A 23815-nucleotide genomic window follows, 5' to 3' on the forward strand; every position below is an offset into this window, starting at 1 on the left:
ATGTCATGGGCGGCGGCATTCGTCACGCTTGCCACTCCCGCGCAGGAAGCCTCTTTGGTGACCGATCCAAGGCAGGAAGCACCATTCGTCAGGCTTGTGTCGGCAGCGCCGGTCACCGGGTCGGAACGTGGCTTCACCGGCATCGTCGCGGCGAGGGTGCAGAGCAATCTCGGCTTTCGGGTTCCAGGCAAGATCGTGGAACGGTTGGTGGATGTCGGTCAGGAAGTTAAAGCCGGTCAGCCGCTGATGCGGATTGACGATACCGATCTGCGCCTTGCGCTTTCGGCGAAACGCAATGCCGTCGCGGCAGCGCGCGCGACAGTCGCTCAGACACAGCCGGATGAACGGCGATACGCCAGTTTGCTTGGCAGTGGGTGGATTACACCGCAGCGCTACGAGCAGGCTAAGGCTGCGATGGAAACAGCCCAAGCGCAACTCGCCGCCGCCGAAGCCGACGCACGGGTCGCCGAGAACGAGGCGGCCTATGCAGTCCTGTTGGCGGACGCGGATGGGACGGTGGTTGAAACGCTTGGCGAGCCGGGGCAGGTCGTCGCAGCCGGCCAGCCAGTGATCCGGACCGCCAAGGCAGGCCCGCGCGAAGCAATTGTCGCGCTCCCCGAAACCATTCGGCCGGCGATCGGCTCGGCGGCCGAGGCCAGCGTGTATGGTGGCGATGAGCGTCGTTACTCAGCGCATCTGCGGCAGTTGTCGGACTCCGCCGATGCCCAGACCCGCACGTATGAGGCGCGCTATGTGCTCGACGGTGAGGCTGCCGCGGCACCGCTTGGCGCGACGGTAACCATTCGGCTCGCAAGCCAGGTGAAACAGCCAGAGGTCCAGGTGCCACTGGGGGCAGTGCTCGACGACGGCAAGAAGACCGGCGTTTGGGTGTTGGACAGCGCCACCTCAACCGTACACTTTCAGCCCGTCCAGCTTGTTCGTGTAACCAGCGAAACCGCTGTGATCTCCGGATTGAACTCCAACGTTCCCATTGTCTCGCTCGGCGCTCATCTCCTGCAGGAGGGGGCCCGCGTCAGGACTGCTTCCGAAAGCGGGAGCAACTGACGATGAACCTCAATCTTTCCGCGATCGCCGTTCGCGAACGCGCCGTCACCCTGTTCTTCATCCTCTTGCTGGTGGCTGCCGGCGCCTACGCCTTCCTCATGCTCGGGCGGGCGGAGGATCCCAACTTCACCATCAAGACCCTGACGGTCACAACGGCATGGCCGGGCGCGACGGCTCGCGAGATGCAGGACCTTGTCGCCGAGCCGTTGGAGAAGCGGCTTCAGGAGCTCACCTGGTACGATCGGGTCGAGACGACCACGCGGCCGGGATACGCCTATATGACGGTCACGCTGAAGGACAGCACGCCGCCATCCGCCGTGCAGGAAGAATTTTACCAGGCCCGCAAGAAGCTCGGGGATGAAGCCCGCAACCTGCCGCCCGGCGTCTACGGTCCCTTCGTCAACGACGAATATTCGGATGTGAGTTTCGCCCTTTATGCGCTGAAGGCCAAAGGCATGCCGATGCGTGAGCTGGCCAGGCAGGCTGAGACCATTCGCCAGGATCTTCTGCACGTGCCCGGCGTCAAGAAGATCAACATACTCGGCGAACGTCCGGAGCAGATATTCGTCGAGTTCTCCTATGCCAAGCTGGCAACCCTCGGCGTGTCCGCGCAAGATATCGTTGCGGCCTTGCAAAGGCAGAACACCGTCACGCCGGCGGGCTCGATCGATACTCAGGGGCCGCAGGTCTTCATCAGGCTCAACGGCGCCTATGACGGTGTCCAGGCTATCGCCGACACGCCGATCGTTGCCGGGGGGCGGACGCTGAAGCTTTCCGACGTTGCCGAGGTCCGCCGCGGCTACGAGGACCCTCCCACCTATCTCATCCGACGCCAGGGCGAGCCCACCATCATGCTCGCGGCCGTTATGCAGGAGGGTTGGGACGGTCGCGCGCTCGGCAAGGCGCTGGAGGACAGGACGGCGGCCATCGCACGGACATTGCCGCTTGGGATAACGCTCGACAAGGTGTCCGACCAGGCCGTCAACATCACCTCGGCGGTCGACGAATTCATGTTGAAGTTCGCGATGGCGCTCGGCGTCGTGCTGCTGATCAGCCTGCTCAGCATGGGCTGGCGCGTCGGCATCGTCGTGGCGGCCGCCGTCCCGCTGACGCTTGCCGCCGTGTTCCTCATCATGCTGGAGACCGGCCGGTTCTTCGATCGCATCACGCTCGGCGCCCTCATCCTGGCGCTCGGCCTTCTCGTGGACGACGCCATCATCGCCATCGAGGTGATGGTGGTGAAGATGGAAGAGGGCATGGATCGCATCAAGGCGGCGGCCTATGCCTGGAGCCATACCGCGGCGCCGATGCTGTCGGGAACGCTGGTGACGATCGCTGGGTTCCTGCCCGTGGGCTTCGCACGCTCGACGGCCGGCGAGTACGCCGGCAACATCTTCTGGGTCGTGGGGTTTGCCCTCATTGTCTCCTGGATCGTCGCGGTGGTCTTCACGCCCTACCTTGGCGTCAAGATGCTGCCCGCGATCCAGCCGATCGAAGGCGGTGTTCACGCCATATACGACACACCGAACTATCGGCGCCTGCGGCGGCTCATCATCTTTGCCGTGCGCCACAAGTTCGTGACCTGCGGTGTCGTCGCCATCGTTTTCGCGCTTTCGGTTGTCGGTATGGGCAGCCTGAAACAGCAGTTCTTCCCGACATCCGACCGCCCCGAAGTGCTGGTCGAGGTTCGTCTGCCGGAAGGCACCAGCATCGAGACGACGACCGCCACAGTGGAGAAGCTGGAGCACTGGCTTGGCAACCAGCCCGAAGCCAGGATCGTGACGAGCTACGTCGGTCAGGGCGCTCCGCGCTTCTTCTTTGCCATGGCACCGGAACTGCCTGATCCTGCCTTTGCCAAGATCGTCGTGCTGACACCGGACGCGGAGGCACGCGAGGCGCTGAAGCACCGGCTCCGGGAGGCGGTATCGCAGGGGCTCGCGCCCGAGGCCAATGTCCGCGTCACGCAGCTTGTGTTCGGACCCTACACGCCGTTCCCTGTCGAGTTCCGGGTCATGGGACCTGATCCCGCGCAACTATATGCCATCTCCGAAAGAGCACTTGATGCGATGCGAGGCGTCGCGGACGTGCGGCAGGCCAATCGCGACTGGGGCAACCGCACGCCCGTACTGCGCTTCATCCCTGACCAGGATCGACTGAACCTCATCGGGCTGTCGCCGGCGGAGGTGGCCCAGCAGCTCCAGTTCCTGCTCACCGGCATTCCCGTCACACAGGTCCGCGAGGACATTCGCAATGTCCCGATCGTGGCGCGCAGCGCTGGGGCTGAGCGGCTGGATCCGTCGCGTCTGGCGGATTTCTCGCTGATGAGCCGGGACGGCCGCCAGATTCCCCTCGACCAGATCGGTCATTCGGAGGTCCGCCTGGAAGAGCCGATCCTGAAGCGCCGCGATCGTCTGCCGGTCATCACGATCCGCTCGGATATCAATGAGGCAACGCAGCCTCCAGAGGTCTCCAAGCAGATCATGACGGCCCTGCAGCCGCTGATCGCTTCCCTTCCGGCCGGCTATCGCATCGAAATGGGTGGATCAATCGAGGAGGCGACCAAGGCCAACACTGCTTTGGGCAAGATCTTCCCGGCCATGATCGCCGCCATGCTGATCGTCATCATGCTGCAGGTACGATCCTTCTCGACGATGTTCATGGTCGTGCTGACGGCACCGCTTGGCCTCGTCGGCGTCGTGCCGATGTTGCTCACCTTCAACCAGCCTTTCGGGTTCAACGCCATTCTGGGCCTCATAGGACTGGCCGGCATCCTGATGCGCAATACGCTGATCCTGACGGAACAGATCAAGGAGAACCGTGCTGCCGGTCTTGACGACTATCACGCCGTCATTGAGGCCACCGTGCAACGCACGAGGCCCGTCATCCTGACCGCTCTCGCCGCCGTGCTGGCTTTCATCCCCCTCACGCACTCCGTGTTCTGGGGATCGATGGCATACACACTGATCGGCGGCACGGCGGCCGGCACGGTGCTGATCCTGCTCTTCCTTCCCGCTCTTTATGCCGCGTGGTTCCGGATCAAGCCGACCGCGGATGAGGCCCATGAAGCGTCGACCGAAGAACCGGAATTGCAAACAGCGATGGCGGCCGAATAGGGCGCTGTTGTCGGAAAAGATGGTTCAAGTTCTCGCCCGCTGGTTTTGCCTGAGATTTGCAAGCCAGCTGCACGATCTTACCGTCTACCGATGAACGTCCAAGCGAGCCTCGAAGGGTGGATTTATCAGCTCTGGAGACGTCAATGAATCGCCCGGTTCGAACGCGAATTGATCCCGACGAGGCGCGCCGGCGCATTCTGGAGGTGGCGGAGGAGCACTTTCGCCGCATCGGCTACCATAAGACTTCGGTTGCCGATATCGCCTCCGAACTCGGCATGAGCACGGCGAACGTCTACCGTTTCTTCCCCTCGAGGGACGCAATCAAAGAATCCATCTGCGGCCAAGCTTTGAACGAGGTAGCTGACATCGCCCTCGCAATCGCACGCACGAACGCGCCAGCCGGGGAGAAACTCGGCCAGCTACTGACCGCCGTTCACCACCACAAGAAGATGACGCTGGTCAAGGAAAAGCGCATGCACGACCTGATTGTCGCCGCCATGCAGGAGAACTGGGCGATCATCAAGGCGTATATCGAGGACATGGTAACGACTTTAGGGATCGTCATCCGCGAGGGCATCGAATCGGGCGAATTCAACATCGATGATTCCGCTGCGGCGGCGCGTGCCGTCCACACCGCGTGCACGCCGTTCCTCCATCCGATTCTGATCGAGCGCTGCCTCGAACATGGCGAGGATACTGAAATGGGCTTGCGCGCGCAGATTGGATTTTGCCTGAAAGCTCTTGGCAAGTCGGCCTAACATGCCGGCTAGGCCAACGCCGGCTCCCCGATCGCCTGCCTGATCTAACGAACGTCGCGCGCCGGCGGTGCGCCGAACTGCCGGAGATATTCGCGGCTGAATTGCGAGGCGCTCTCGTAGCCGACCGCGAAGGCCACATCGGATGCGCTATGGTCGCCAGCGAGCAACAACTGCCGCGCTTCCTGCAACCGAAGCTGTTTCTGATACTGGAGCGGGCTGAGACCGGTCATTGCCAGAAAATGGCGATGCAGGCTGGCGCGGCTCATGCCGCTTGCATCGCATAGCGCCTCTATGCGCAAACGAGTATTCTGATTGTCCCTTATCCATCCCACCGCTCGCCGGATACGGCCCAGCGCACCCTCGGGCCGCGCGATCTGACGCAACAGGCGACCCTGCGGACCTTGCAGGAGACGATAGAGCAATTCACGTTCCGCCATGGGAGCAAGAACGGGAATATCGGCCGGGGTGTCGAGCAACGACAGCAGGCGCAGCAAGGTGTCGCGCAGCGGCGCCGTCATCGGATTGATCGCTATGCCGATCCCTTGGGGATCAATGTCGCGCACCTGCGGCATGGTCGACGCAACATCGGCCAGAATGGCAGGGTCCAGGACCAGCGACACCGCGACATAGGGTTGGCCGTCATCGGCATCCAGTATCTGGCCGATCAGCGGCAGATCGAGGGCGCTGATGAGGTAGTGCGCGGGATCGTAGCTTAAAAGATCGTCGTTGATCGCTACGTGCTTCGAACCCTGCAGGATGAAGCAGATCATCGAGCGGTACAGGCATGGTGCCTTGCCGGTGGTCGCCTGTCCCACGTTGATCTCCAGCCGCGGGATCGGCGTGATGGTTATCCCTGATGGCGCGTGGCGCAGCGCGATGTCGAGATGCGGCTTGAGATGGTCTGTCATCGTCAGACCATACCATCGTCAGTCCGCCAGGCAAGCGATTGAGACAATCGGGCAAGATGTTGAGCGTATCGGGCCGGTTCGTCGAGCCGGCGTCGCCTACCTTTGGGACATCGGGAGGGTGCCTTGGCGGCGCCGCTTCGCACCGTGACCATCCAATGAGGGCAGACCATGACCAAGCAAATCGCACTTATCACCGGCGCCAGCCGCGGCCTCGGCCGCAACATGGCGCTGCATCTCGCCAGACACGGTGTCCACATCGTCGGCACCTACCGCAGCCGCGCGGCGGAAGCCGACGCGCTGCGCCAGGAGATCGAGGCGCTGGGCGGCACGGCCGCCATGCTGGCGCTCGACGTCACCGATACGACGAGTTTCCCGACATTTGCCGGGAAGGTGGCCGAAACCCTGAAGACTGATTTCGGTCGCGAACGCTTCGACTTCCTGGTCAACAATGCCGGAAACGGTCTTTTCGCCAACTTCGCCGAGGCGACCGAAGAGCAATTCGAATCGCTGGTCAGCACGCATCTGCGCGGCCCCGTCTTCCTGACCCAGAAGCTGCTGCCGCTGATCGAGGACGGCGGGCGCATCCTGAACGTCTCGTCCGGCTTCGTGCGCTTCACGCTGCCAGGCTACAGCCTTTATGCGGCGATGAAGGCTGCGGTCGAGGTGCTGACCCGATTTATGGCGGTGGAGCTTGGCGCGCGCCGAATCCGGGTCAATGCGATCGCGCCCGGCGCCATCGCCACCGACTTCGGCGGTGGTGCGGTGCGCGACAATGAGGATGTCAACGCCTATGTGGCGCAGGGCATCGCACTGGGCCGCGTCGGCCTGCCGGACGACATCGGCAGCGCGGTCGCCGCTATCCTGTCGGAGGATATGGGTTGGGCGAACGGCACGACCTTCGACATTTCGGGCGGGCAGTTGCTGTAGCGCCAGCGCAACATCGCCCGTTCCTTGCCGGCACTTCGAGAGACCATCATGCCCGACACCAGCCTCACGCTCATCAGCCACCCGCTTTGCCCGTTCGTTCAACGGGCGGCGATTGTCCTTCTTGAAAAGGCGTGTCGGTCGACAAGATCGACGTCGATCTTGCGGCCAAGCCCGACTGGTTTCTGGCGCTTTCGCCGACCGGCAAGGTGCCATTGCTCAAAGTAGGCCAGGCGGATGGGCCGGACGCCGTCCTCTTCGAAAGCATGGTCGGCGCAACGCTGTATTCGGTCGATGCGCTGTCCCGTGCCCGGCATCGGGGCTGGATCGAGTTCGGCACGGCGACCCTCGGTGGCGGACGATCTGCTGTCGACCGAACTGATGGACGCGATGCTGTCGGCACGCGCGCGCTGTGGAAACAGTATTGCCGGCTGCTGCGTCGAGCGATGCCACCAAGATGAAATTATCCACAGGGCATCCAGTTTGGCTGGGGTTCTTGGAAGCTCTTCGAACTTTTTGGGTCGCGCCCCCGCCGGAATTGCATGCGCTTATGGGAGAAATTCGGATATCAGATTCGATTTTGGGAGAAATTTGACCAGACATCGACTCTTTAGCGCGTCCCTCCCGTGTCGTGACGTCAGTTCCGAGCCTCCTGTTAGTTTGCGTGCTTGGCGGTGGCTTTCATGGTCGGAATTTGAGTCCAGAGTTGGCGCGGCTTGGAACCAACATCGTCGGCATTGCCCAGAAGGTCCCACGAACGAATTCCGACGGTGTGGATTTAGCGGTCGTATGCGGGTCTGTTTGATTGGGCTGGTGGAGCGTTGTCGGCACAATAGTGTGAATCGGCGTGCAAAATTGGGTCTGACGCACTCTCGATGATATTTTCTTTCAGGCAGCACCGATCAAACGTGCTTGGAGAAGGTCAAGCTTTCCGCGGCCGTACATCTGCCGTTTTACAAGCTTGAGCTTGGTGATCTGTCCTTCCGTCTGCCCGTTGGACCATGGCTCGGTGATCGCGGCGCGGACGGCAGCGCGGTCGCGAATGATGCCATTGGCGAAAGACGCAATGAGGCTTTTGCTGGCGTCGGCGATCCACGGCTCGAGCTCATCGGCGACTTTCTTGCGGATCATGGAATGGAAACCAGCGATCAGATTGCGTGCTTCCACCAGCATGGGCACACCCGCCTCGATGACGGCGATCATCACTGTGTCGGTTTTGTTCAGATGATCGCGCGCCGTCGTCATTAACCGTGCGATCGTTCTGGCTGATGGCACCTTGTGGAGTTGCTGATCGGATGCCTGTTCGGCGCGTCGTCGTCGCCTTGCCCATTCGCTGACGACACCCAGACGTCCCCGAAAGCCCTTTGTCTTCAGCCGTCGCCAAAGCTCGCTTGCATTGTGGCAACCAGATTTCCATTGCCCGTCCAGGAAGGGCAGCCAGGCTTCGAGTGAACTCTGGCGGGCGCGGAAGATATCGGTCCGCTGGCCACGGACCACTTGACGGACCAGCTTACGGCTGTGGCCGGTGCGACGCACGATCTCCTTGATGGGGATGTCTTCGCTGGCAAGTTTCATGATTGCCGCATTTGTCTCCTCACGCCGCAGATAGCCTTCGTATTGCCGCTTCTCCGCGTAGGTGAGCAGATCGGGATTAATCGTCGTAGCGCCGATCGCAATTCGGATTGTCCGCATCGACTTGCGGACGGCGTCGAGGAAAGCCGCACTCGCATTCTCCATGAGATGCCAGCGGTCGGCGACCTGAACCGCTTCGGGCAACGCCTTCGCGGTCGCTTCACCGTAACCGCCGCCGCGGTCGCGCGAGACGGTTTCGATCTGAGGATGGTCGGCGAGCCAGGCCTCGACGGTGGCAACCTCACGATCAGGCAACAGCGTCACTATCCGCCGCCGCTCCAGATCACAGACGATCGTGCCGTAACGATGGCCGCGACGGAAGGCCCAATCATCAATGCCGACAATTTTGAGAGGATCTGTTTGCAAACAGGCCCGTCGCCGCACCACCCGCAGCAGCGTGTCATTACTGACCGGGACCATCAGCCGCTTCGCAAAACTGGCCGCCGGCCGGCCGCCGAGCGCCAGCCCAAGATGATGAACGATACACTCCAATCGCGAGGTCCGGCGGGATCGCTCGGCGACAACGCAGTCGTCAAAGCGTTCAGCGAAGATTCGTCGACGGCACAATGGCGCATCGCAGATAAAGCGGCGGGCGACGAGGTGAAGCTCTACCTTCATCCCGGCACAGGGAAGATCCGAAACTCGTCGAAGATAGCGGCTATGGATCCGGTGCGACACTCTGCGGCAAAGAGGGCAAGGTCCCGCTGGCGCCCCTGAGCGGGCGGTAACGGCAATCACTCCTTCGCTCTCGGCGATGGCCTCGACGGCTAATCCCGCCGGGATCAACGACGACAAACGCAAATTTCTCACCATGGTGCTGATTCCCCTCAGAAAACAGCACAACGCCAGCAGCGAAAATCATCAAATGTGAGTCAGAGCCAGTTTTGGAAGCCGTTTGACAGTTGGCGGGCGAGCAACTGGACGCGCTGTCCAATGACTTTGACGTGGCTGAAGTGACATACGCCGAACAAGCTGCAACCGCCGGGTACGACCTTTCGACGATCGGCGAGCGGGACACGATCCGCGTCCTTCCCAAATACGCTCCGGCGTTCATGACCATAGCTTTCAATGAACGACTGGCGCAGTTGCTCTCAAGGATGCTCGGTGGTTACTACATCATCAATCAGATCAACGGGCTTATCAATCGCGCCAACAAGAGCAGATATGGACAGGCGTCCTTCCATCGCGACCTTCCATATCAGCACTTCGTCAGTTCAAGGCCACTTGCAATAAATGCCCTGTTCGCGCTTGATGATTTCACAACCGAAAATGGTGCCACCCGGGTCGTACCCGCCAGCCATCATCACGAGGCTTTTCCCTCGGACGAGACGGTGCGGCGGCGTTAGGTTCAGGTAACCGTGCCGCGGGGGACATTCATGATTCTGGACTGCATGCTCTACCACGCCGGATCGACCAACCACACCGACAGGAACCGGCGCGGTGTGAACCACGTCTTCACGATTCCAATGTTGCGGCAGCAGCTCCATCTTCCGTCAGTCTTATCCGATTTTGCGGGACTAAGCGCGGATCAGAAGCAGATTCTCGGGTTTGGTTTGGACGAACATCGCTCGGTGGACTCGTGGTTCGGCGCGCGAGCGAAGAAGTAGATGCTGCAAAGCGAACTGCTGCGCGAGTGAGGCAGGCGGACACCACAGCCCTGCGTCTGCCACTACTGATTAGCTCGCTGGACGTCGGCGGAGGCCTACGGCGAGAAGAAGCCGATAGGAAGAACGCGTCCACCGGATGACAATCAGCCCGTCCTTCCCGGGACGTATCCATTCATCCAGGCATGATGCGCAGCTCGAGATCGGAAAGCTTCACCAACTCACAGTCATGCAATCCGCAAGCGGCATGAGGCAGTGCCGAATCCAGCAGATGGGCACACCCCCTCGGCATCGTCGACGCCGTCAAGGGGGCACAGGACCAGTGCGGTGGACACCAGACGGTAGAGCCTAGCCATCGCGCTCAAAACCAAAATAAGAAGGATGTCGAATCGGCGGCAGGTCGCTAACCTGATCACGCTTTAGGCTTCCTTGGCTCGTCGAAATCGCCAACTGCTTTTCGAGCAAAGCAATCACGCCCGACAGGCCGACCGCCATGACGCCCATACCGAACGAGACCGAGCCCAGGATCTCACGGATTTCGGACTTGGCGAACAAGTAGATCAAGATGCCTCCGCCAATCTGTGGAACACCAAGAATTCCGAGTATCGCGCGCATGATTTGCCTCCCAGATTTCACCAGACAATCGCGCAACAATCGCGCGTGCGCAAGTATTGAAATCGGCTTATATGCGCCCCGTCTAATCAACAATAAGCCAGTGCAAAAGATGAATATGCAAAGGCAAATTTGTTCAGCCATGATGTACGGCAGGCAAAGCTTGCCGGGCATATCCGGCATTGGACGCAATGCGCCGACTCCGATTGTGGTCTTGTCCGACAGCCGTCGGCGTGACAGGTAGCGCGTCGACACATCGACGATCAACAGAGCAACCAATGCGCGCAGCAAAATCAGATCAGGAGCCGGCAACGCTTGTCACGCGGGTCCTTTCCGGGTTGGCGATGGCTGCCACGGCCGGCGCACTCGATCGGAGCGGGGTCCGCGGTCTCCCCGAATGGCTCACCTTGTGGTGGTGGTGCACCGCCACGATCTGGTCAGGTTCTTTGGCGCTTGGTCTCCTTCGGGCAAGGGATCTTCCGGGCGCCCTTTTGCTTGAGACCGTCATCGGGATCGCAGCCACCAGCCTGGCGCTGCTGCTGCCAATCACCTGGACAGGCTTCACCGCCGGGAGCGTTATGACCGCGTGGAGTCTCGCCGTTACCGTCTGTGTCCTTCCCGGCCTTGCACGCACGGGCCTGTGCGTGACCCGCCTCGAGGAACTGGGCCTCCTGCTGCTGTGTTGCGCCAGTTCCTACGCATGGGCGCTGCCAACCAGCCGAGCCGTCGACGTCCTGTTGGCAACAGGCCGTTTTCCGGCATGGACGGACTATCTCATTCACGCCGGGGAGATCGCCAGGCTCGGGCCCTATGCCGCATTCGGGCGCGGGCTCGCCTCCGTGGTTGATGTCGCCCCCGGATTCTATCACTTCGGCAGTTATGTCCTGCCTGCGACCTTCGCCAACCTTTCAAACGCCATTCCGCTGCAGGTGGCGGTTTCAAGCTGGCTGGGGATTTCCTTCCTCATGCTGACGCTTGGCGTCGCTGCGGTCGGAATGGCACTACGCGGCGGAGCGCTTGCCATAGCCAGCGTTGCGGCTGTTACCGCTGTTCCTGATCCGTCGTTCTACTGGCTCGGGAATGGTTTTTTCGGCTTTCACTGGCTCCTGGTAACCGTACCAGGATCGGGTTACGGGATCGGAATCGTGTCCGCAGCCACGGTCCTGCTCCTGCGGTGGGCATCGCAGCCCCGAAAACTCCTGCTCGTGGGCAGTGCGATCCTGGGGCTTTGTACGATTCTTTTCCGCGTCCATTGCGCGATGCTCTTCGCCCCGGTGTGGGCGGCGGTCACTTTCGCTCGATCAGGCGGCGCTTCGTTGCAGACGCAACTCGTCAAGCTCGCAACTATCGCCCTTGCGCTTATCCTTCTCGTAACCTTCATCCTGGCTGTCCCACTGAGGAAAGCGCTTGGCTATCGCTTGAATCTGCTTTCATACCTCGACATCATCCAGCGTCAGGACGCGATGGTGCGGACGGACGTCGTTTACACGCAGCTGACGGCCCACAGTGTCGTCCTTGCCGCCATCTTTGGCATCGCTGTGCTGCTACTCAGCGCTTTGGGCGCGCCGTTGCTCATCTATGCCGCGTATGTCGCGCAGAAGCTCGTCGGTCGTGAGGGAAAGCTGACGGATTTCATTCCAGGCCTGTTCGTGCTGTCGCTTGTCGCAGTCACAGTTCTGGCACCTACTCCCTGGACTGGCGACATCACCGAACTGAAACATCGTGGCTTTGTGCTCGTCTATGCGATGATCGTGCCCTGGGCCGTCCTCGCTGTCGTCGATTTTTGGAGACAGTTATTTCCCCCGAACAGGACCTTTGCAAATCTCGTTTCCTGCTTGGCGGCGGTCATCGCTATTGCCGTTCCCATGCTCTTTGGCCAACAAATGTCGACGCCGCGATTTGCATGGGCGGTGGACTTTTTCAATACCCGGGTCGACCCCGCGCTTTTTTCTCTCGCCGAGCACCTTCGTATTCACGCAGGCGCTGGTGATGTTCTTACCTTCGACAGGCCTGACCCGGAAGTCACGCTCGCGGATCAAGCAACCGTGGTCACTGCTCTGACGGGCATGCCGGCCTTCGTAAGTCGAGTGAAAGTATACTCGCTAAGATCGGACAGCTTCGCGAAAACGGTTCAGCAGCGGCTGCTTCTCCTCAAGTCCGTCGAGGAGGCAAGCAGCTACGACAAGGCCGCCTCACTATTGGAACAAGCCGGGATACGATGGTATCTGGTAAACAGCAGTCGCCCGCCGCAATGGGACCCGACCGGGGCCAAAGCGGACCTGAAGGCCGGCGAGTGGCTGCTGTTCCGGTTTGAAAAGTAGCGCGCCGGAAAACAGGCCTTCACGGTCTTTTTCGAGACAGCAAGCCGTGACGCGCCGTGGTAGAACGCGCGACGGCTCTGATAATGTCTATCCTTCACCAATATGCTTTGACGTGCTGGCGAAGTCGGGGTACGGCCCTGCTTGGGCAGGGCTACAACTTCTGCCCGTCAAAAATTGCGGTTCACTATTCTGGTTCGCGCAATCGCAGTCAACGGTACTCGGAGCGGCAGTGCACATCCGCATGTCATCTCAGGTAGAAAAGCCCAACGTCGTCGAACGCCATCTGATTCTTGGTGGAAGCGGCTTCATTGGCCGACATGTTGCTGCACTCCTGGTGCAACGCGGGCATGAAGTTGTCCTGGCCGGGCGCTCTCTTTCGAAGCCGACATTTGCGCCTGCGCTTGACGAGCGAATCGCATGGCGTAGTTTCGATCTTGCCAACGCGCAATGGGATAGCCTGATCGAAGGAGTCACGGTCATCCACCATTATGCATGGTCGTCCGTTCCTGCCAGCGCCAACAACGACCCCACCCTTGATCTATCGACCAATGTGGCGCCAACGCTGGCTTTGCTGGATGCGCTTCGAAAAAAAGGCGCCCAGGCGCCGCGGCTGATCTTCGCGTCGTCCGGCGGCACGGTTTACGGCAAACTGCTGCGCGTTCCGGTGCATGAAGATCACCGCCTAAACCCAATAACCGCCTACGGGGCCGGCAAAGCTGCGGTTGAACTGTATCTGGGCACCTATCGAGCCCTCTACGGGCTCGACTGTCGTGTGGCGCGTCTGGCCAATCCTTTTGGAGCAGGGCAGAATTTGGCAAAAGGCCTCGGTGCGGTGACGACGTTCCTGCATCACGCATTGTCGCATCAGCCAATAATCGTCTGGGGCGATGGCGAGGTCATACGTGATTTCATTCACATCTCCGATGCCGCCGCAGGCCTTGTTGCGCTGGCATGCGCGGCGCCGCTCGACGGCCATCAGGTATTCAACATCGGGAGCGGGGAGGGGGTCAGCCTCAACGGGATCATCGCCGAACTTGAATCAAAACTCTCACTTAGATTGGACGTTCGCTATGAGCGCGGTCGGAAATTTGATGTTCCAGTGAGCGTGCTCGACATCTCGCTCATTCGGGAGACGCTGGGGTGGCGACCCACTCTCTCCTTTTCCGAAGGCTTGAGCCAGACACTCGCGGATCTTGGAGGTAGCGCAACGCATCGTGACAGGTCAGCGGTAAGTGGCGCGGCACATTAGACCAGGGAAAAGAAAATCAATGGGAGAGATATTCGAACGGGTCCTGCCGCAACAAGCACTGGAGTGGACCGGCGAACGGTTGACAACCGCTACAGCGGGTCAGGTGGAGGTCGAGCACCTTCACCGCTATTTTCTTGCCCGGGCTCTTTGCCGCGGCCTTGATGTTGTCGATGTGGCCTCAGGTGAGGGCTACGGCTCCGCTCTTCTGGCCCAAGTCGCGCGATCGGTTGTCGGTATCGAGTTGTCCGAGGACGCGGTGGCGCACGCCCAGAGGGGCTACGTCGCTTCCAACCTTCGCTACCAGCAAGGAGACGCTCGCAAGCTGCCTTTGGAAGATGCGAGTGTCGACGTGGTCGTATCGTTCGAAACGCTTGAGCATTTCCTTGAACATGATCTGTTTATCGCCGAGGTTAGGCGCGTTTTGCGGCCAGCCGGTTTTCTCATCCTTTCATCTCCTGAACGAGATGTTTATTCTCCGGTCGGAAGCCCTGCCAATCCCTATCATGTGCACGAACTCTCGCGTGTCGAGTTCGAGGCCCTGCTGAAGGGGACGTTTCGCAATGTCTTGATACTCCTTCAGAGACCGCTGCTCGGATCAACGCTTATCGCAGATGACGAGGCTGGAATATCGAGAACGCTAACGTTCGAGCGACGAGGAGAGAAGCATTACGAGGTCAGTCACGGCTTGCCTCGGCCGCCCTACAATATTGCGATTGCGTCCGAATCGGAACTTCCCAGCGTTCCTAATTCGTTGTTCATCGAAACAAGCGAGATCGGCGAAATTCTGGCGCGAGCAGAGAGTGGCGCAGCCGCCCAGGCGGAGCTTCGCAGCTACATGGGGCAGACGGAATTGCTAGCTTCCGGTCTTCGCAGCGAGATTGAAACGGCTGGTGAAACCATCAAGGCACAAGTCGAACGGGCCGAAAAAGCAGAAGCCTCTTTGGCCTTGGCCCAGTCGGGGAGCAGTGTCGAGGGGCTGCGCAGCGCCGCCGAAATCGCCAAGGACCAGCAGCACCCCACCGGGACCTTTGATGCGGCGGCAACCGAAATTCAAGCTTCAGCGTCCGCATCCTCGGCTGAACTCGAGCGGCTACGGTCCGAGTTGATGCAAGTGCGCTCCGAACTGGCCGTGACAGCCGTGCAGCGAGACGTGTTGAGAACGTCTTTCCGGGGCCACGCCAACCTCCTCGCTGGATCGCGTCTACGACAGCAAAATGCTGAATGGGAAGCCCGGGTTGCGGAATTGGAAAGCAGGGCTGCCGAATGGGAGCAACGCTACTTTGGCCTGCGCGGCCGCCTCATCGTCATTCTGAAACGCTTTGGGATAGTTGGCGCGTCGCGGCTTTTTCCTCGCCCGCTCCGCGCCTTTGTCCGTAATCGTATTCTTGGGCCGGGACGCACACAATGAATAGTCGCGATAGCGTTATAGCTGATGAAATTCGCCATGAATTCATCGCAATGCTGGAAATGACGGGGTTCGTAGATGCCGACTATTATCGTTCCTCCCTTAACCGGCCGGAACTGCGGGATCCGGTGGGGCACTATGCCGAAATTGGCTGGCGGATTGGATTGGAGCCTAATGCGCGATTCAACGGCGATTTCTTGCGCCCTTTCTACGAGACGGCAGGGATGTTCAGGCCGCCTGCGTATGTCTGGCTAGAACTCTCGGCTCTGTTGGGGGGGGCGCTGCCCGCGAACAGGCGCGAAGCCGAGCAGGTTGCATCCGACTTGCGGCTGTCGCCTACCTTCGATGCTGAATTTTACGCTCGCCGTTTGCCTGTCGGGATGGACCCTGCCTTACACTATGTATTAGTCGGCGAGCCGCTGGGCTGGCGCGCATCGGCTTTGTTTGATGCGGCTTATTATCGGGAACGCTATCCAGACATAGCGAGCGCCGGGTTTTCGCCTTTGCTGCACTATGAGCGCAATGGCAGGCGCGAAGGTCGACGAGCGGTGTCTGTCGTTGACAGATTAGAGTTTCCGCCCTTGCCGCAGTCCGAAAAACCAGTCGTGCTTCTGATTTCACATGAGGTTTCGAGAACGGGCGCGCCGATGTTGGGCTGGAACCTTGCCCGGGAGCTAACGAAGAGTGCAAGGGTGGTTTCCCTGATGATGCGCGGTGGAGAACTGGAAAAGGACTTCACCGCCGTTGCCGCCTCGTCCGTTGGTCCGTTGACATGGGAGGACTGGCACCCGGCGGACGCAAGCCGGCTAGCCAAGCGGATCGCGGAGGAATTCAGGCCACTTTATGCCATCGCCAACAGCATAGAGACGCAGATCATGGTGCCTGCCCTGGCGTCTTGTGGGGTGCCGAGCGTTGCTTTGGTGCATGAGTTTGCCGTCTACACGCGCCCTATAACCAAGATGCGCAACGTTTATGACTGGGCGAACCATATCGTTTTCCCAGCCGATATCGTTGCGCAGTCTTCGTACGATGCCTTTCCTGGCCTCGAAAAGCGCCCTGGAATTCATATCATGCCGCAGGGGCGCAGCGATTCGCCGCCGGGGCCTTCGGCCCATGACCCGACTGACAAAAAAAGTGACGAGTTGCTCCTTCGTTTGCGGCCCGAAGGGGAGGAGGCCTCCTTTCTGGTGCTTGGCGCCGGCACGGTGCATATTCGCAAAGGCGTTGATCTTTTTGTAAGCGTGGCTACCGCAGCGAAACGGCTGCGACCGAACGTTCGCTTTCGATTTGTCTGGATCGGTGCCGGGTACGCTCCGGAGCATGACGCTGGCTATTCCGCGTATCTCGCCTATCAGATAGCCCAGTCGGATCTGGGAGATAGCTTGATCATGCTTGATGCGGTCTCGGATCTGGAGCCCGCATACGCCGCTGCAGATGCCTTCTTTCTCAGTTCCCGCCTCGATCCGCAGCCAAACGTGGCTATCGATACGGTTATGCGTGGGATACCGACCGTGTGTTTCCAGGGAGCCTGTGGGACGGCGGAAATCCTGGGGGCCGACGATGCAACACGCCCTCTCATCGCACCTCACCTCGATGTTCATGCCGCAGCCGTCATCCTGTGCGGACTGGCAGACAACCGCGAAAAGGCAAAGGCCCTGGGAGCCGAAGTGGCGCGGGTAGGGCATGCTGCCTACAACATGACTACCTATGTTCAACAAATCGACGAGTGGGGCAAAACAGCTGCGGCAGCACTTCATGACGAGGATCTTGCCACGCTGACGATGGCTGCTGCTGTCGATCCAGATATGGTTCTTCCTTCAGGTCTGGCATCCGTTGCCGAGTTGGAAGCCGAGCGGCGAACGCTCCTGCAATGGAGCATCATGGGCCTTTCAGGCGATTCGACAGTCAACCCACAGTTCCGTCGTCCTTGTGCAGGCTTCAATCCGCAAAGCTATGCAGAAGCGAATCCAGACGAGTGCGGCCCGGAAAAAGCCCATCCCTTGGCCCATTGGCTCCGCGCCGGGCGCCCCGCCGGCCCCTGGTCCCGGGACGTTTTCAATCCTGTCAACGGCATTCCCCGGCCCTCGGAAGGTATGCAGCGCGTGGCCCTTCATGCCCATTTCTACTATGAAGATCTGGCTGGTGATCTGGCTTTCCGGCTCAAGCGCAACCGCACTCGCTGCGATCTGTTCCTGTCCACGGACACCGACGCCAAAGCCAGGCATCTTCGAGCCGCGTTTGGCAACCACCACGGTTCCGTTGAAGTTGCAATCGTCCCCAACAGGGGGCGCGATGTCGGACCGCTTGTTACTGAATTCTTGCCGCAGCTGCTTGATGGTCGCTACGATCTGATCGGCCACGTGCACGCCAAGAGGAGCGTGGGCACGGACGTGGCTATGGGCGAGGCATGGCGCCATTTCCTTTGGGAGAATTTGGTTGGTGGCGAACACGCGATGCTCGACCTGGCTGCCGCAGTCTTCGCGTCAAAACCGGCGATCGGTCTTTTGATGGCGGAAGATCCACACCTCGTTGGTTGGAGCAACAACAGGGAAATCGCTGAAGATCTGGCGAGACGGATGGGCATCGCCACGCCCCTGGGGGACTTTTTCGATTTCCCGCTTGGTACCATGTTCTGGTGCCGGCCAAAGATGTTGCTTCCGCTACTCGAACTGGGTCTCGATTGGAATGATTACCCATCGGAGCCCGTTCCTTATGACGGCACCGTCCTCCATGCGATCGAGCGCTTGTTGCCTTTTGTTGCGCGCAAGACCGGATTCGATACCGCTGGTTTGCGCGTGCCTGGCACGAACTGGTAACAGGAATTGGGCTGACAGCCGAAAGAGCTTACCGCCCCGCGTGCTTTCCAATCCTCAGAACGTGATTAGGGGATCTGCGGAATGATCGAGATGGACAACGTTTTCGTGCATGAAAAAGCACTCTGCGAGAGTGCGGCGATTGGCAATGGCACGCGCATTTGGGCGTTTGCCCATATCCTGCCGGGCGCGAAGATTGGCGAAGGATGCAATATCTGCGACGGAGTTTTCGTTGAGAACGACGTCGTTGTGGGCGATAATGTCACCGTCAAGTGCGGCGTTCAGCTGTGGGATGGCGTCTCACTGGAAGACGACGTGTTCGTCGGTCCCAACGCAACGTTTACCAACGATCGGTTTCCACGCAGTAAGGTCTATCCTGAAGCCTTTCACAGGACGATTGTTCGCAAAGGCGCCTCCATAGGCGCCAATGCCACCATTCTGCCCGGCATCGAGATCGGACCTGGCGCGATGATCGGCGCCGGGGCAGTCGTTACACGAAGTGTTCCCCCGAACGCGATCGTGGCCGGCAACCCGGCCCGAATAAAAGGCTACGTCCAGATCGGCGGCGCACAAATGTCCAAGCCCGTCTTGTTGACTCAGCCTCAGGGTGCCGTTGAGGGCGGTGTGCAGGATCTGGGCGTTGGCGGCGCAACCTTGCATGACCTTAAAGTGGTGGCCGACATGCGCGGCAGCCTTACCGCCGGCGAGTTCGAGCGTAACATTCCTTTCATTCCCCAACGATATTTCGTGGTGTTCGACGTCCCTTCTCGCGAAGTCAGGGGCGAACACGCCCATAAAAAATGCAAGCAATTCCTGATCTGCCTAAAGGGGTCTGTAGGCGTACTGCTTGATGATGGCAAATCCCGCCGGGAATTAGTACTGGACAGCCCTGGAATTGGCGTCTACATGCCTGAGATGATTTGGGGAACTCAGTATAAATACTCCAAAGATTCAGTATTGTTGGTGTTTGCTTCTAATTTCTATGATCAGAACGATTATATCCGCACATATGATGAATTTCAAAAGCTATCCGCCAGTGCAAACGCAGACTGATCGAAAAAGATCTCAACAGAGCGTATGGGAAATTATCCGGTTTCTTGCGTCTGGCGCACTGAATACCAGTATTACATACGTAATATTTCTAATGCTAATTCAGATATCCTCTCCATCAATCGCTTACACGCTATCTTATTCTATCGGGATTATCATCGCGTATCTCTTGAACATATTTTTTGTTTTTAGATCGGGACACAGCAAACGAATGGCAGCAGCTGTGATTGCTTCATACCTTCTCCAATATTTCTATGGCCTTGCAGCACTGAATATACTGATAAATTTTCTCCTGCTGCCAGCGTTTTTTGCCATGGCTGTCGTAATCATTACGACGATTCCACTGCAATATCTGATTTTGCGATCCGCTGCTGCACAAGCGCTGGCCGCCAAGATACATGAGGGAATGGACAATGACTGACAGGAGCGTTCAGCGAAGTTCGGGATCGCTATGGCTACAAGCCGCGATAGTGACGGCGGTCTTCAGCGCGCTGATGATCCGGCAGTCGTTGCAGCATGGCAGGCTGGCTCTCCCACCGACCTTCGATGATGTCTCCTACCTCAACCAAGGTGTGTCCTATCTTTCGATCTTCGATGCTCAAGGCTTCACCGGCCTTCTCAATACCTATCTCGCCGGCCCGCCTCACGCTCCGATTTCGACCGGCGCAGCCTTCGCTGGACTTGCGCTTTTCGGCGTTCACGATTGGATAGGGGCGGTAACGAACGCGGTCATACTTTTATTTTTCTCACGTTTTTTTCTTACAGTTGCGCGAGACCTGACGGTAGCGCAGTCCACGCTGCTTCTTTCGGCTCTTTGGTGCGCCCCGTATATCGGCATGGCGCTGATATGGTTTCGTCCTGACATGTTTGCGGCGCTGCTTGTCGCCGTCGGCACGGTCTACATCGTCACGCGAACGGACTGGGTGGCGAACCGTCGAGCGCAAATAATCGGCGGCCTCTTTTGCGGCTTGTCGCTATGGGGAAAGCCGACGATATTTCCGCTCACGCTCGCGCTTTATAGCGTCGCGGTGCTGCTGGCATCTCTTCCAGCCACCTTCAACAGAGAATACAAAAAGATTCTTTATGCCGCTATGGTCGTGTTCGGCTTGGCGATAACGGTAAGCTTGCCCTACTATGCCTTCTCCCTCGATAGTGTTGTGTCGTATATATTTGATGTAGTTTTTGGGAGCCAGGCGGATATATATGTTCATCCCCTTCCCCTTGTCGAAACCCTCAATTTCTACCTGACCGGATATTACGGAAAAATATCGATTGGCTGGTGGGTTTACGGCGCGCCGATTGTCGCCCTCCTCGCCTTCATAGCGCTCTGGATCAGATCCGATATAACGGCACTGCGAAGAGCACTGCTGGTTGTTGCGCTTGTGCTCATCGCTTATGTCGCAGTCACAGTTCCGACCTTCAAGGGCCCACACGGATTTCCGTTCGCGGCTGCACTACTGGTGTCCACCGCGCTGGCGGCCACTATAATTGCGCGAAGCTTGCCGCGCATCTATTCGACGGCGTTCTGCGCTTTGGTTCTTGCGGTTTCGCTCTGGCAGTTTGAGTGGGAATTCACAATATCACACTCATACGTCACTACAGCGCAAGCAAATACTCGACATGCATTGGTCGATGAAATGACAGAAATTATTGGAGACAATGTCGATAATAGAACTATCCTGTTTTCGACATCTTCAAACTACTCGAATTTCTTGACGCTAGAATTCCAATACCGCCAGAAGGGACTTCCCCTTCCTCGCTGGAGCGTTCCGCACTTGAGCGCAGATTTTGATGAGCATGAGCGAGAAATTCAGAAGGCGGATATAGTTGTCGCCTATACGCCTGATTTCACCGACGTCATTCCAAACCTACCCACCGCGAGTGCCGCGTTTCGGCAACGCTTTGTCGATGCCGTTAAGCAGAGCGGGTTATTTTCCGGTCCAGCGCTGATAACCGATGCCGCTTTCGGTGGGGGTATCTTGATCTTCAAGAGGATTGGCGTGCGATAATCGAACCCAACTTATCTAAGCGAGCTAGGCGAGTATGACCCGTTCAACAGCGAGTAGATGTGTGGCGCGCGCAACATGGACATCGATACACTTGGACTATCGGTTCTTCCTACCATGAAAATCATCACCGGATATCCATCTACCTCGTCAACGCGGAATTGTCATTGACACTCAATGAAAATGCCTAAGCGTAGGACTAGAGAACATGCCCAGCTGTCGGCAAGGCAATGAGGTTTAGACTTGATTTCAAATGATCTTAACGGAAGCTCGTATTTCCGTTTTGTGGATGGACTTCGGGCCATTGCTGTAACAAGCGTCATATTTTACCATTTGAACGTTCCATATGTATCAGGCGGGTACGTCGGCGTAGACATATTTTTTGTCATCTCAGGTTTCCTCATCATAAATCAGATTTTGTACGGATTGAAGGATGGTTCGTTTTCTTTTTCTGATTTTTGGTCGCGACGGGCGCTTCGGATATTACCCCCCTATCTTCTCGTTGTCTTAACCAGCGCAATTGTAGCCCTCCATGTCCTGGTACTTCCAAGCGAATTTGAAGAGTTCGGACAGGAGGTTCTCCATTCTGCTGGAATGGTTGCTAATCAATTATTTCTTAACCAACAAGGTTATTTCGATACGGAGTCCGGATCGAAAATTCTTCTTCATCTCTGGTCGCTTGCTGTAGAAGAACAATTCTATCTTTTCGCACCTCTCCTACTCTGGTTGGCGTGCCGACTGAGAATCTCGATCCCCGGCCTCGGCGTCGTGGTCGCGATCACGTCACTCGCGGGCTGCATCTATTATACAGGTACGGGCATCACCAAGAACTACGCCTTCTATCTGATGCCGTTCCGCGCATGGGAATTTGTTGTCGGGGGCGCGATTTTGGGGGCGGTGCCGTATCTTCAAAGGTTGCCGGCGATCGCAATCGAAGTGATCGGCGTGCTCGGTTTCGTGCTGATTGCCTATGCCGTTTTCTATTTCAACTCACAAACACCTTTCCCGTCTTATTGGGCGACGCTTCCCGCCGTCGGCACCGCGATGGTAATTGGTGCGGGCGTCGCGTTGCGACGCGGTATCGGGACCTGGTGGCTTGCGACGCCACCAATGGTTGGCATTGGTGTTGTCTCATACGCTTGGTATTTATGGCACTGGCCTGCTCTTGCATTGGCTCGCATTTACAACTTCGGAAACCCGAGCCCGAAATGGATGGCTGCGGTCGGCGTCTTGTCCTTTGTGCTCGCGATTTGCACTCACATCTGGATCGAGCGGCCGATTCTCACGTGGCGACGAGAGAAGGGGAAATACCGACTTGGCTGGTATCCAGCCATCAATGGGGTAGTTGCCTGTATTATTGCCTCTATCGCCGGCCTGGGATTCGTCTATTTGGCTCCGAAGATTGTGGTGAATTTGTCACCCTTGCTTGCCAGTATCGAACCCTACCCGTCGAATGGAATGGCTTGCAATTTAGGTGTCATCGAAAGCACAACTGCTTGCTTAACCTATCTCGATGGGAAAAGACCAATCCTCGTGTTTGGGGACTCTCACGCGGGCGTAAGTTATGGAGCTATTGAGGACGCGTATCACAATCCCGCCATGGCCGGCCTAATGCTTCCTAACTGTCCATCGATTTTCGATATTCGAGTAGTCGGATTTGACGCTACGATGGAAGCGAACTGCGTCGACCTAAAGTCGCGCGGTCTCGCACAATTGGAGACCGATGTTCATGCCAAGAGTGCAATTTTGATCTCCCTCTGGACAATGTATGGGAAATGGTCGGGCGAACCTGGACCCGGTGAACAAGGTAGGTTCCTTGCTGAGGTAGGCGCTGATGCGCCAGCTCCCGCGCAGCGCGATTTTTATCAGCGCAAGCTCACGGAAACTATAGAGAAACTTCATTCCCTGGGGGTCGAAAGGATCGCTCTGTTTGCTCCTGTCCCAGAGATGCCTCGTTTCGCTCCGGATTGTGTCGTTAGAGCATTGAGATATGGTTTTGATGTCGACGAATTATGCTCGGTTACTCAAGCTGCGTCAAAGGATCGACGGACCGGCGCAATGCAGTTGCTGGATGCAGTTGCAGCCCAATTCCCATACGTAAGGATCATTGATCCTGTACCTGCTATGTGTGATGACACCTGGTGTCGTCCCTATCGCCACACAACAATTTTATATCGGGATATCAATCATTTATTACCCGCAGGAGTTCGAGCCGTCATTGACGCGAACCGAGAAACTTTTGACTGGGTTATGGGATCGAAATGATAACTTGCCTATGGCGAACTTGACAAAGTGACGGCCGGCGATCGCGAGGTTCCTACCGTCGACGGCTTCCTCGCAGAACTGCCAGCGATC

The 23815-nt window shown here is 58.3% G+C and carries 17 protein-coding genes and 1 pseudogene; 15 read left to right on the plus strand and 3 right to left on the minus strand.

What is annotated here, in order from left to right:
• From NKH03_RS12620 to NKH03_RS12630, 3 genes are all read left to right on the plus strand, one after another.
• The gene (locus tag NKH03_RS12620) at nucleotides 1-1065 is read left to right on the plus strand and encodes an efflux RND transporter periplasmic adaptor subunit (protein ID WP_502913511.1); all 1065 of its coding nucleotides are present in this window, start codon (nucleotides 1-3) and stop codon (nucleotides 1063-1065) included.
• 2 nt (nucleotides 1066-1067) lie between these two features.
• Nucleotides 1068-4178 carry an efflux RND transporter permease subunit gene (locus NKH03_RS12625; RefSeq protein WP_352968600.1) on the plus strand — a complete coding sequence of 1037 codons (3111 nt, stop codon included), beginning with the start codon at nucleotides 1068-1070 and terminating at the stop codon, nucleotides 4176-4178.
• A 143-nt stretch (nucleotides 4179-4321) separates the two neighbouring features.
• Complete coding sequence (locus NKH03_RS12630) at nucleotides 4322-4936, plus strand: TetR/AcrR family transcriptional regulator (protein WP_352968601.1); 615 nt, start codon at nucleotides 4322-4324, stop codon at nucleotides 4934-4936.
• A 44-nt stretch (nucleotides 4937-4980) separates the two neighbouring features.
• On the opposite strand, the gene NKH03_RS12635 is transcribed toward NKH03_RS12630, so the two are convergent.
• The gene (locus NKH03_RS12635) at nucleotides 4981-5844 is read right to left on the minus strand and encodes an AraC family transcriptional regulator (RefSeq protein WP_352968602.1); all 864 of its coding nucleotides are present in this window, start codon (nucleotides 5842-5844) and stop codon (nucleotides 4981-4983) included.
• Nucleotides 5845-6012: 168 nt separating this feature from the next.
• Here NKH03_RS12635 and NKH03_RS12640 point away from each other — a divergent pair, with 168 nt between their 5' ends.
• Together NKH03_RS12640 and NKH03_RS12645 are read left to right on the plus strand one after the other, a co-directional pair.
• The gene (locus tag NKH03_RS12640; protein ID WP_352968603.1) at nucleotides 6013-6771 is read left to right on the plus strand and encodes an SDR family NAD(P)-dependent oxidoreductase; all 759 of its coding nucleotides are present in this window, start codon (nucleotides 6013-6015) and stop codon (nucleotides 6769-6771) included.
• A gap of 48 nt (nucleotides 6772-6819) precedes the next feature.
• Nucleotides 6820-7118: pseudogene (locus NKH03_RS12645) on the plus strand (glutathione S-transferase family protein); the annotation flags it as partial.
• A gap of 538 nt (nucleotides 7119-7656) precedes the next feature.
• Here NKH03_RS12645 and NKH03_RS12650 read toward each other — a convergent pair.
• Nucleotides 7657-9213, minus strand: a complete 1557-nt coding sequence (locus tag NKH03_RS12650) for an ISL3 family transposase (protein WP_352968604.1) — start codon at nucleotides 9211-9213, stop codon at nucleotides 7657-7659.
• An 89-nt stretch (nucleotides 9214-9302) separates the two neighbouring features.
• Between NKH03_RS12650 and NKH03_RS12655 the strand changes: the two genes are divergently transcribed.
• Nucleotides 9303-9746: a phytanoyl-CoA dioxygenase family protein gene (locus tag NKH03_RS12655; protein WP_352968605.1), complete on the plus strand. Its 444-nt coding sequence runs from the start codon at nucleotides 9303-9305 to the stop codon at nucleotides 9744-9746.
• 30 nt (nucleotides 9747-9776) lie between these two features.
• Nucleotides 9777-10007 carry a hypothetical protein gene (locus NKH03_RS12660; RefSeq protein WP_352968606.1) on the plus strand — a complete coding sequence of 77 codons (231 nt, stop codon included), beginning with the start codon at nucleotides 9777-9779 and terminating at the stop codon, nucleotides 10005-10007.
• Between the two features lie 345 nt (nucleotides 10008-10352).
• On the opposite strand, the gene NKH03_RS12665 is transcribed toward NKH03_RS12660, so the two are convergent.
• The gene (locus tag NKH03_RS12665; protein WP_352968607.1) at nucleotides 10353-10883 is read right to left on the minus strand and encodes a hypothetical protein; all 531 of its coding nucleotides are present in this window, start codon (nucleotides 10881-10883) and stop codon (nucleotides 10353-10355) included.
• An 11-nt stretch (nucleotides 10884-10894) separates the two neighbouring features.
• Between NKH03_RS12665 and NKH03_RS12670 the strand changes: the two genes are divergently transcribed.
• The 8 genes from NKH03_RS12670 to NKH03_RS12705 all read left to right on the plus strand — a co-directional run bounded on the left by NKH03_RS12670 (nucleotide 10895) and on the right by NKH03_RS12705 (nucleotide 23725).
• On the plus strand, nucleotides 10895-12937 hold the full coding sequence (locus NKH03_RS12670; protein WP_352968608.1) for a hypothetical protein: 2043 nt from the start codon (nucleotides 10895-10897) through the stop codon (nucleotides 12935-12937).
• Nucleotides 12938-13166: 229 nt separating this feature from the next.
• Complete coding sequence (locus NKH03_RS12675; RefSeq protein ID WP_352968609.1) at nucleotides 13167-14186, plus strand: NAD-dependent epimerase/dehydratase family protein; 1020 nt, start codon at nucleotides 13167-13169, stop codon at nucleotides 14184-14186.
• Nucleotides 14187-14205: 19 nt separating this feature from the next.
• Nucleotides 14206-15594, plus strand: a complete 1389-nt coding sequence (locus tag NKH03_RS12680; RefSeq protein ID WP_352968610.1) for a class I SAM-dependent methyltransferase — start codon at nucleotides 14206-14208, stop codon at nucleotides 15592-15594.
• Nucleotides 15591-18407, plus strand: a complete 2817-nt coding sequence (locus tag NKH03_RS12685) for a rhamnan synthesis F family protein (protein WP_352968611.1) — start codon at nucleotides 15591-15593, stop codon at nucleotides 18405-18407. The genes NKH03_RS12680 and NKH03_RS12685 overlap by 4 nt, the downstream gene beginning before the upstream one ends.
• An 81-nt stretch (nucleotides 18408-18488) precedes the next feature.
• Nucleotides 18489-19457, plus strand: a complete 969-nt coding sequence (locus tag NKH03_RS12690; protein ID WP_352968612.1) for a WxcM-like domain-containing protein — start codon at nucleotides 18489-18491, stop codon at nucleotides 19455-19457.
• Entirely contained in the window at nucleotides 19417-19875 is a 459-nt protein-coding gene (locus NKH03_RS12695; RefSeq protein ID WP_352968642.1) for a GtrA family protein, read from the plus strand. The genes NKH03_RS12690 and NKH03_RS12695 overlap by 41 nt, the downstream gene beginning before the upstream one ends.
• Nucleotides 19868-21463: a hypothetical protein gene (locus NKH03_RS12700; RefSeq protein ID WP_352968613.1), complete on the plus strand. Its 1596-nt coding sequence runs from the start codon at nucleotides 19868-19870 to the stop codon at nucleotides 21461-21463. Before NKH03_RS12695 ends, NKH03_RS12700 begins: the two co-directional genes overlap by 8 nt.
• 240 nt (nucleotides 21464-21703) lie before the next feature.
• Nucleotides 21704-23725 carry an acyltransferase family protein gene (locus NKH03_RS12705; protein ID WP_352968614.1) on the plus strand — a complete coding sequence of 674 codons (2022 nt, stop codon included), beginning with the start codon at nucleotides 21704-21706 and terminating at the stop codon, nucleotides 23723-23725.
• The last annotated feature ends 90 nt before the right edge of the window (nucleotides 23726-23815 follow it).

The organism is Mesorhizobium sp. M1406, assembly GCF_040317555.1.
Taxonomy (GTDB): domain Bacteria; phylum Pseudomonadota; class Alphaproteobacteria; order Rhizobiales; family Rhizobiaceae; genus Mesorhizobium.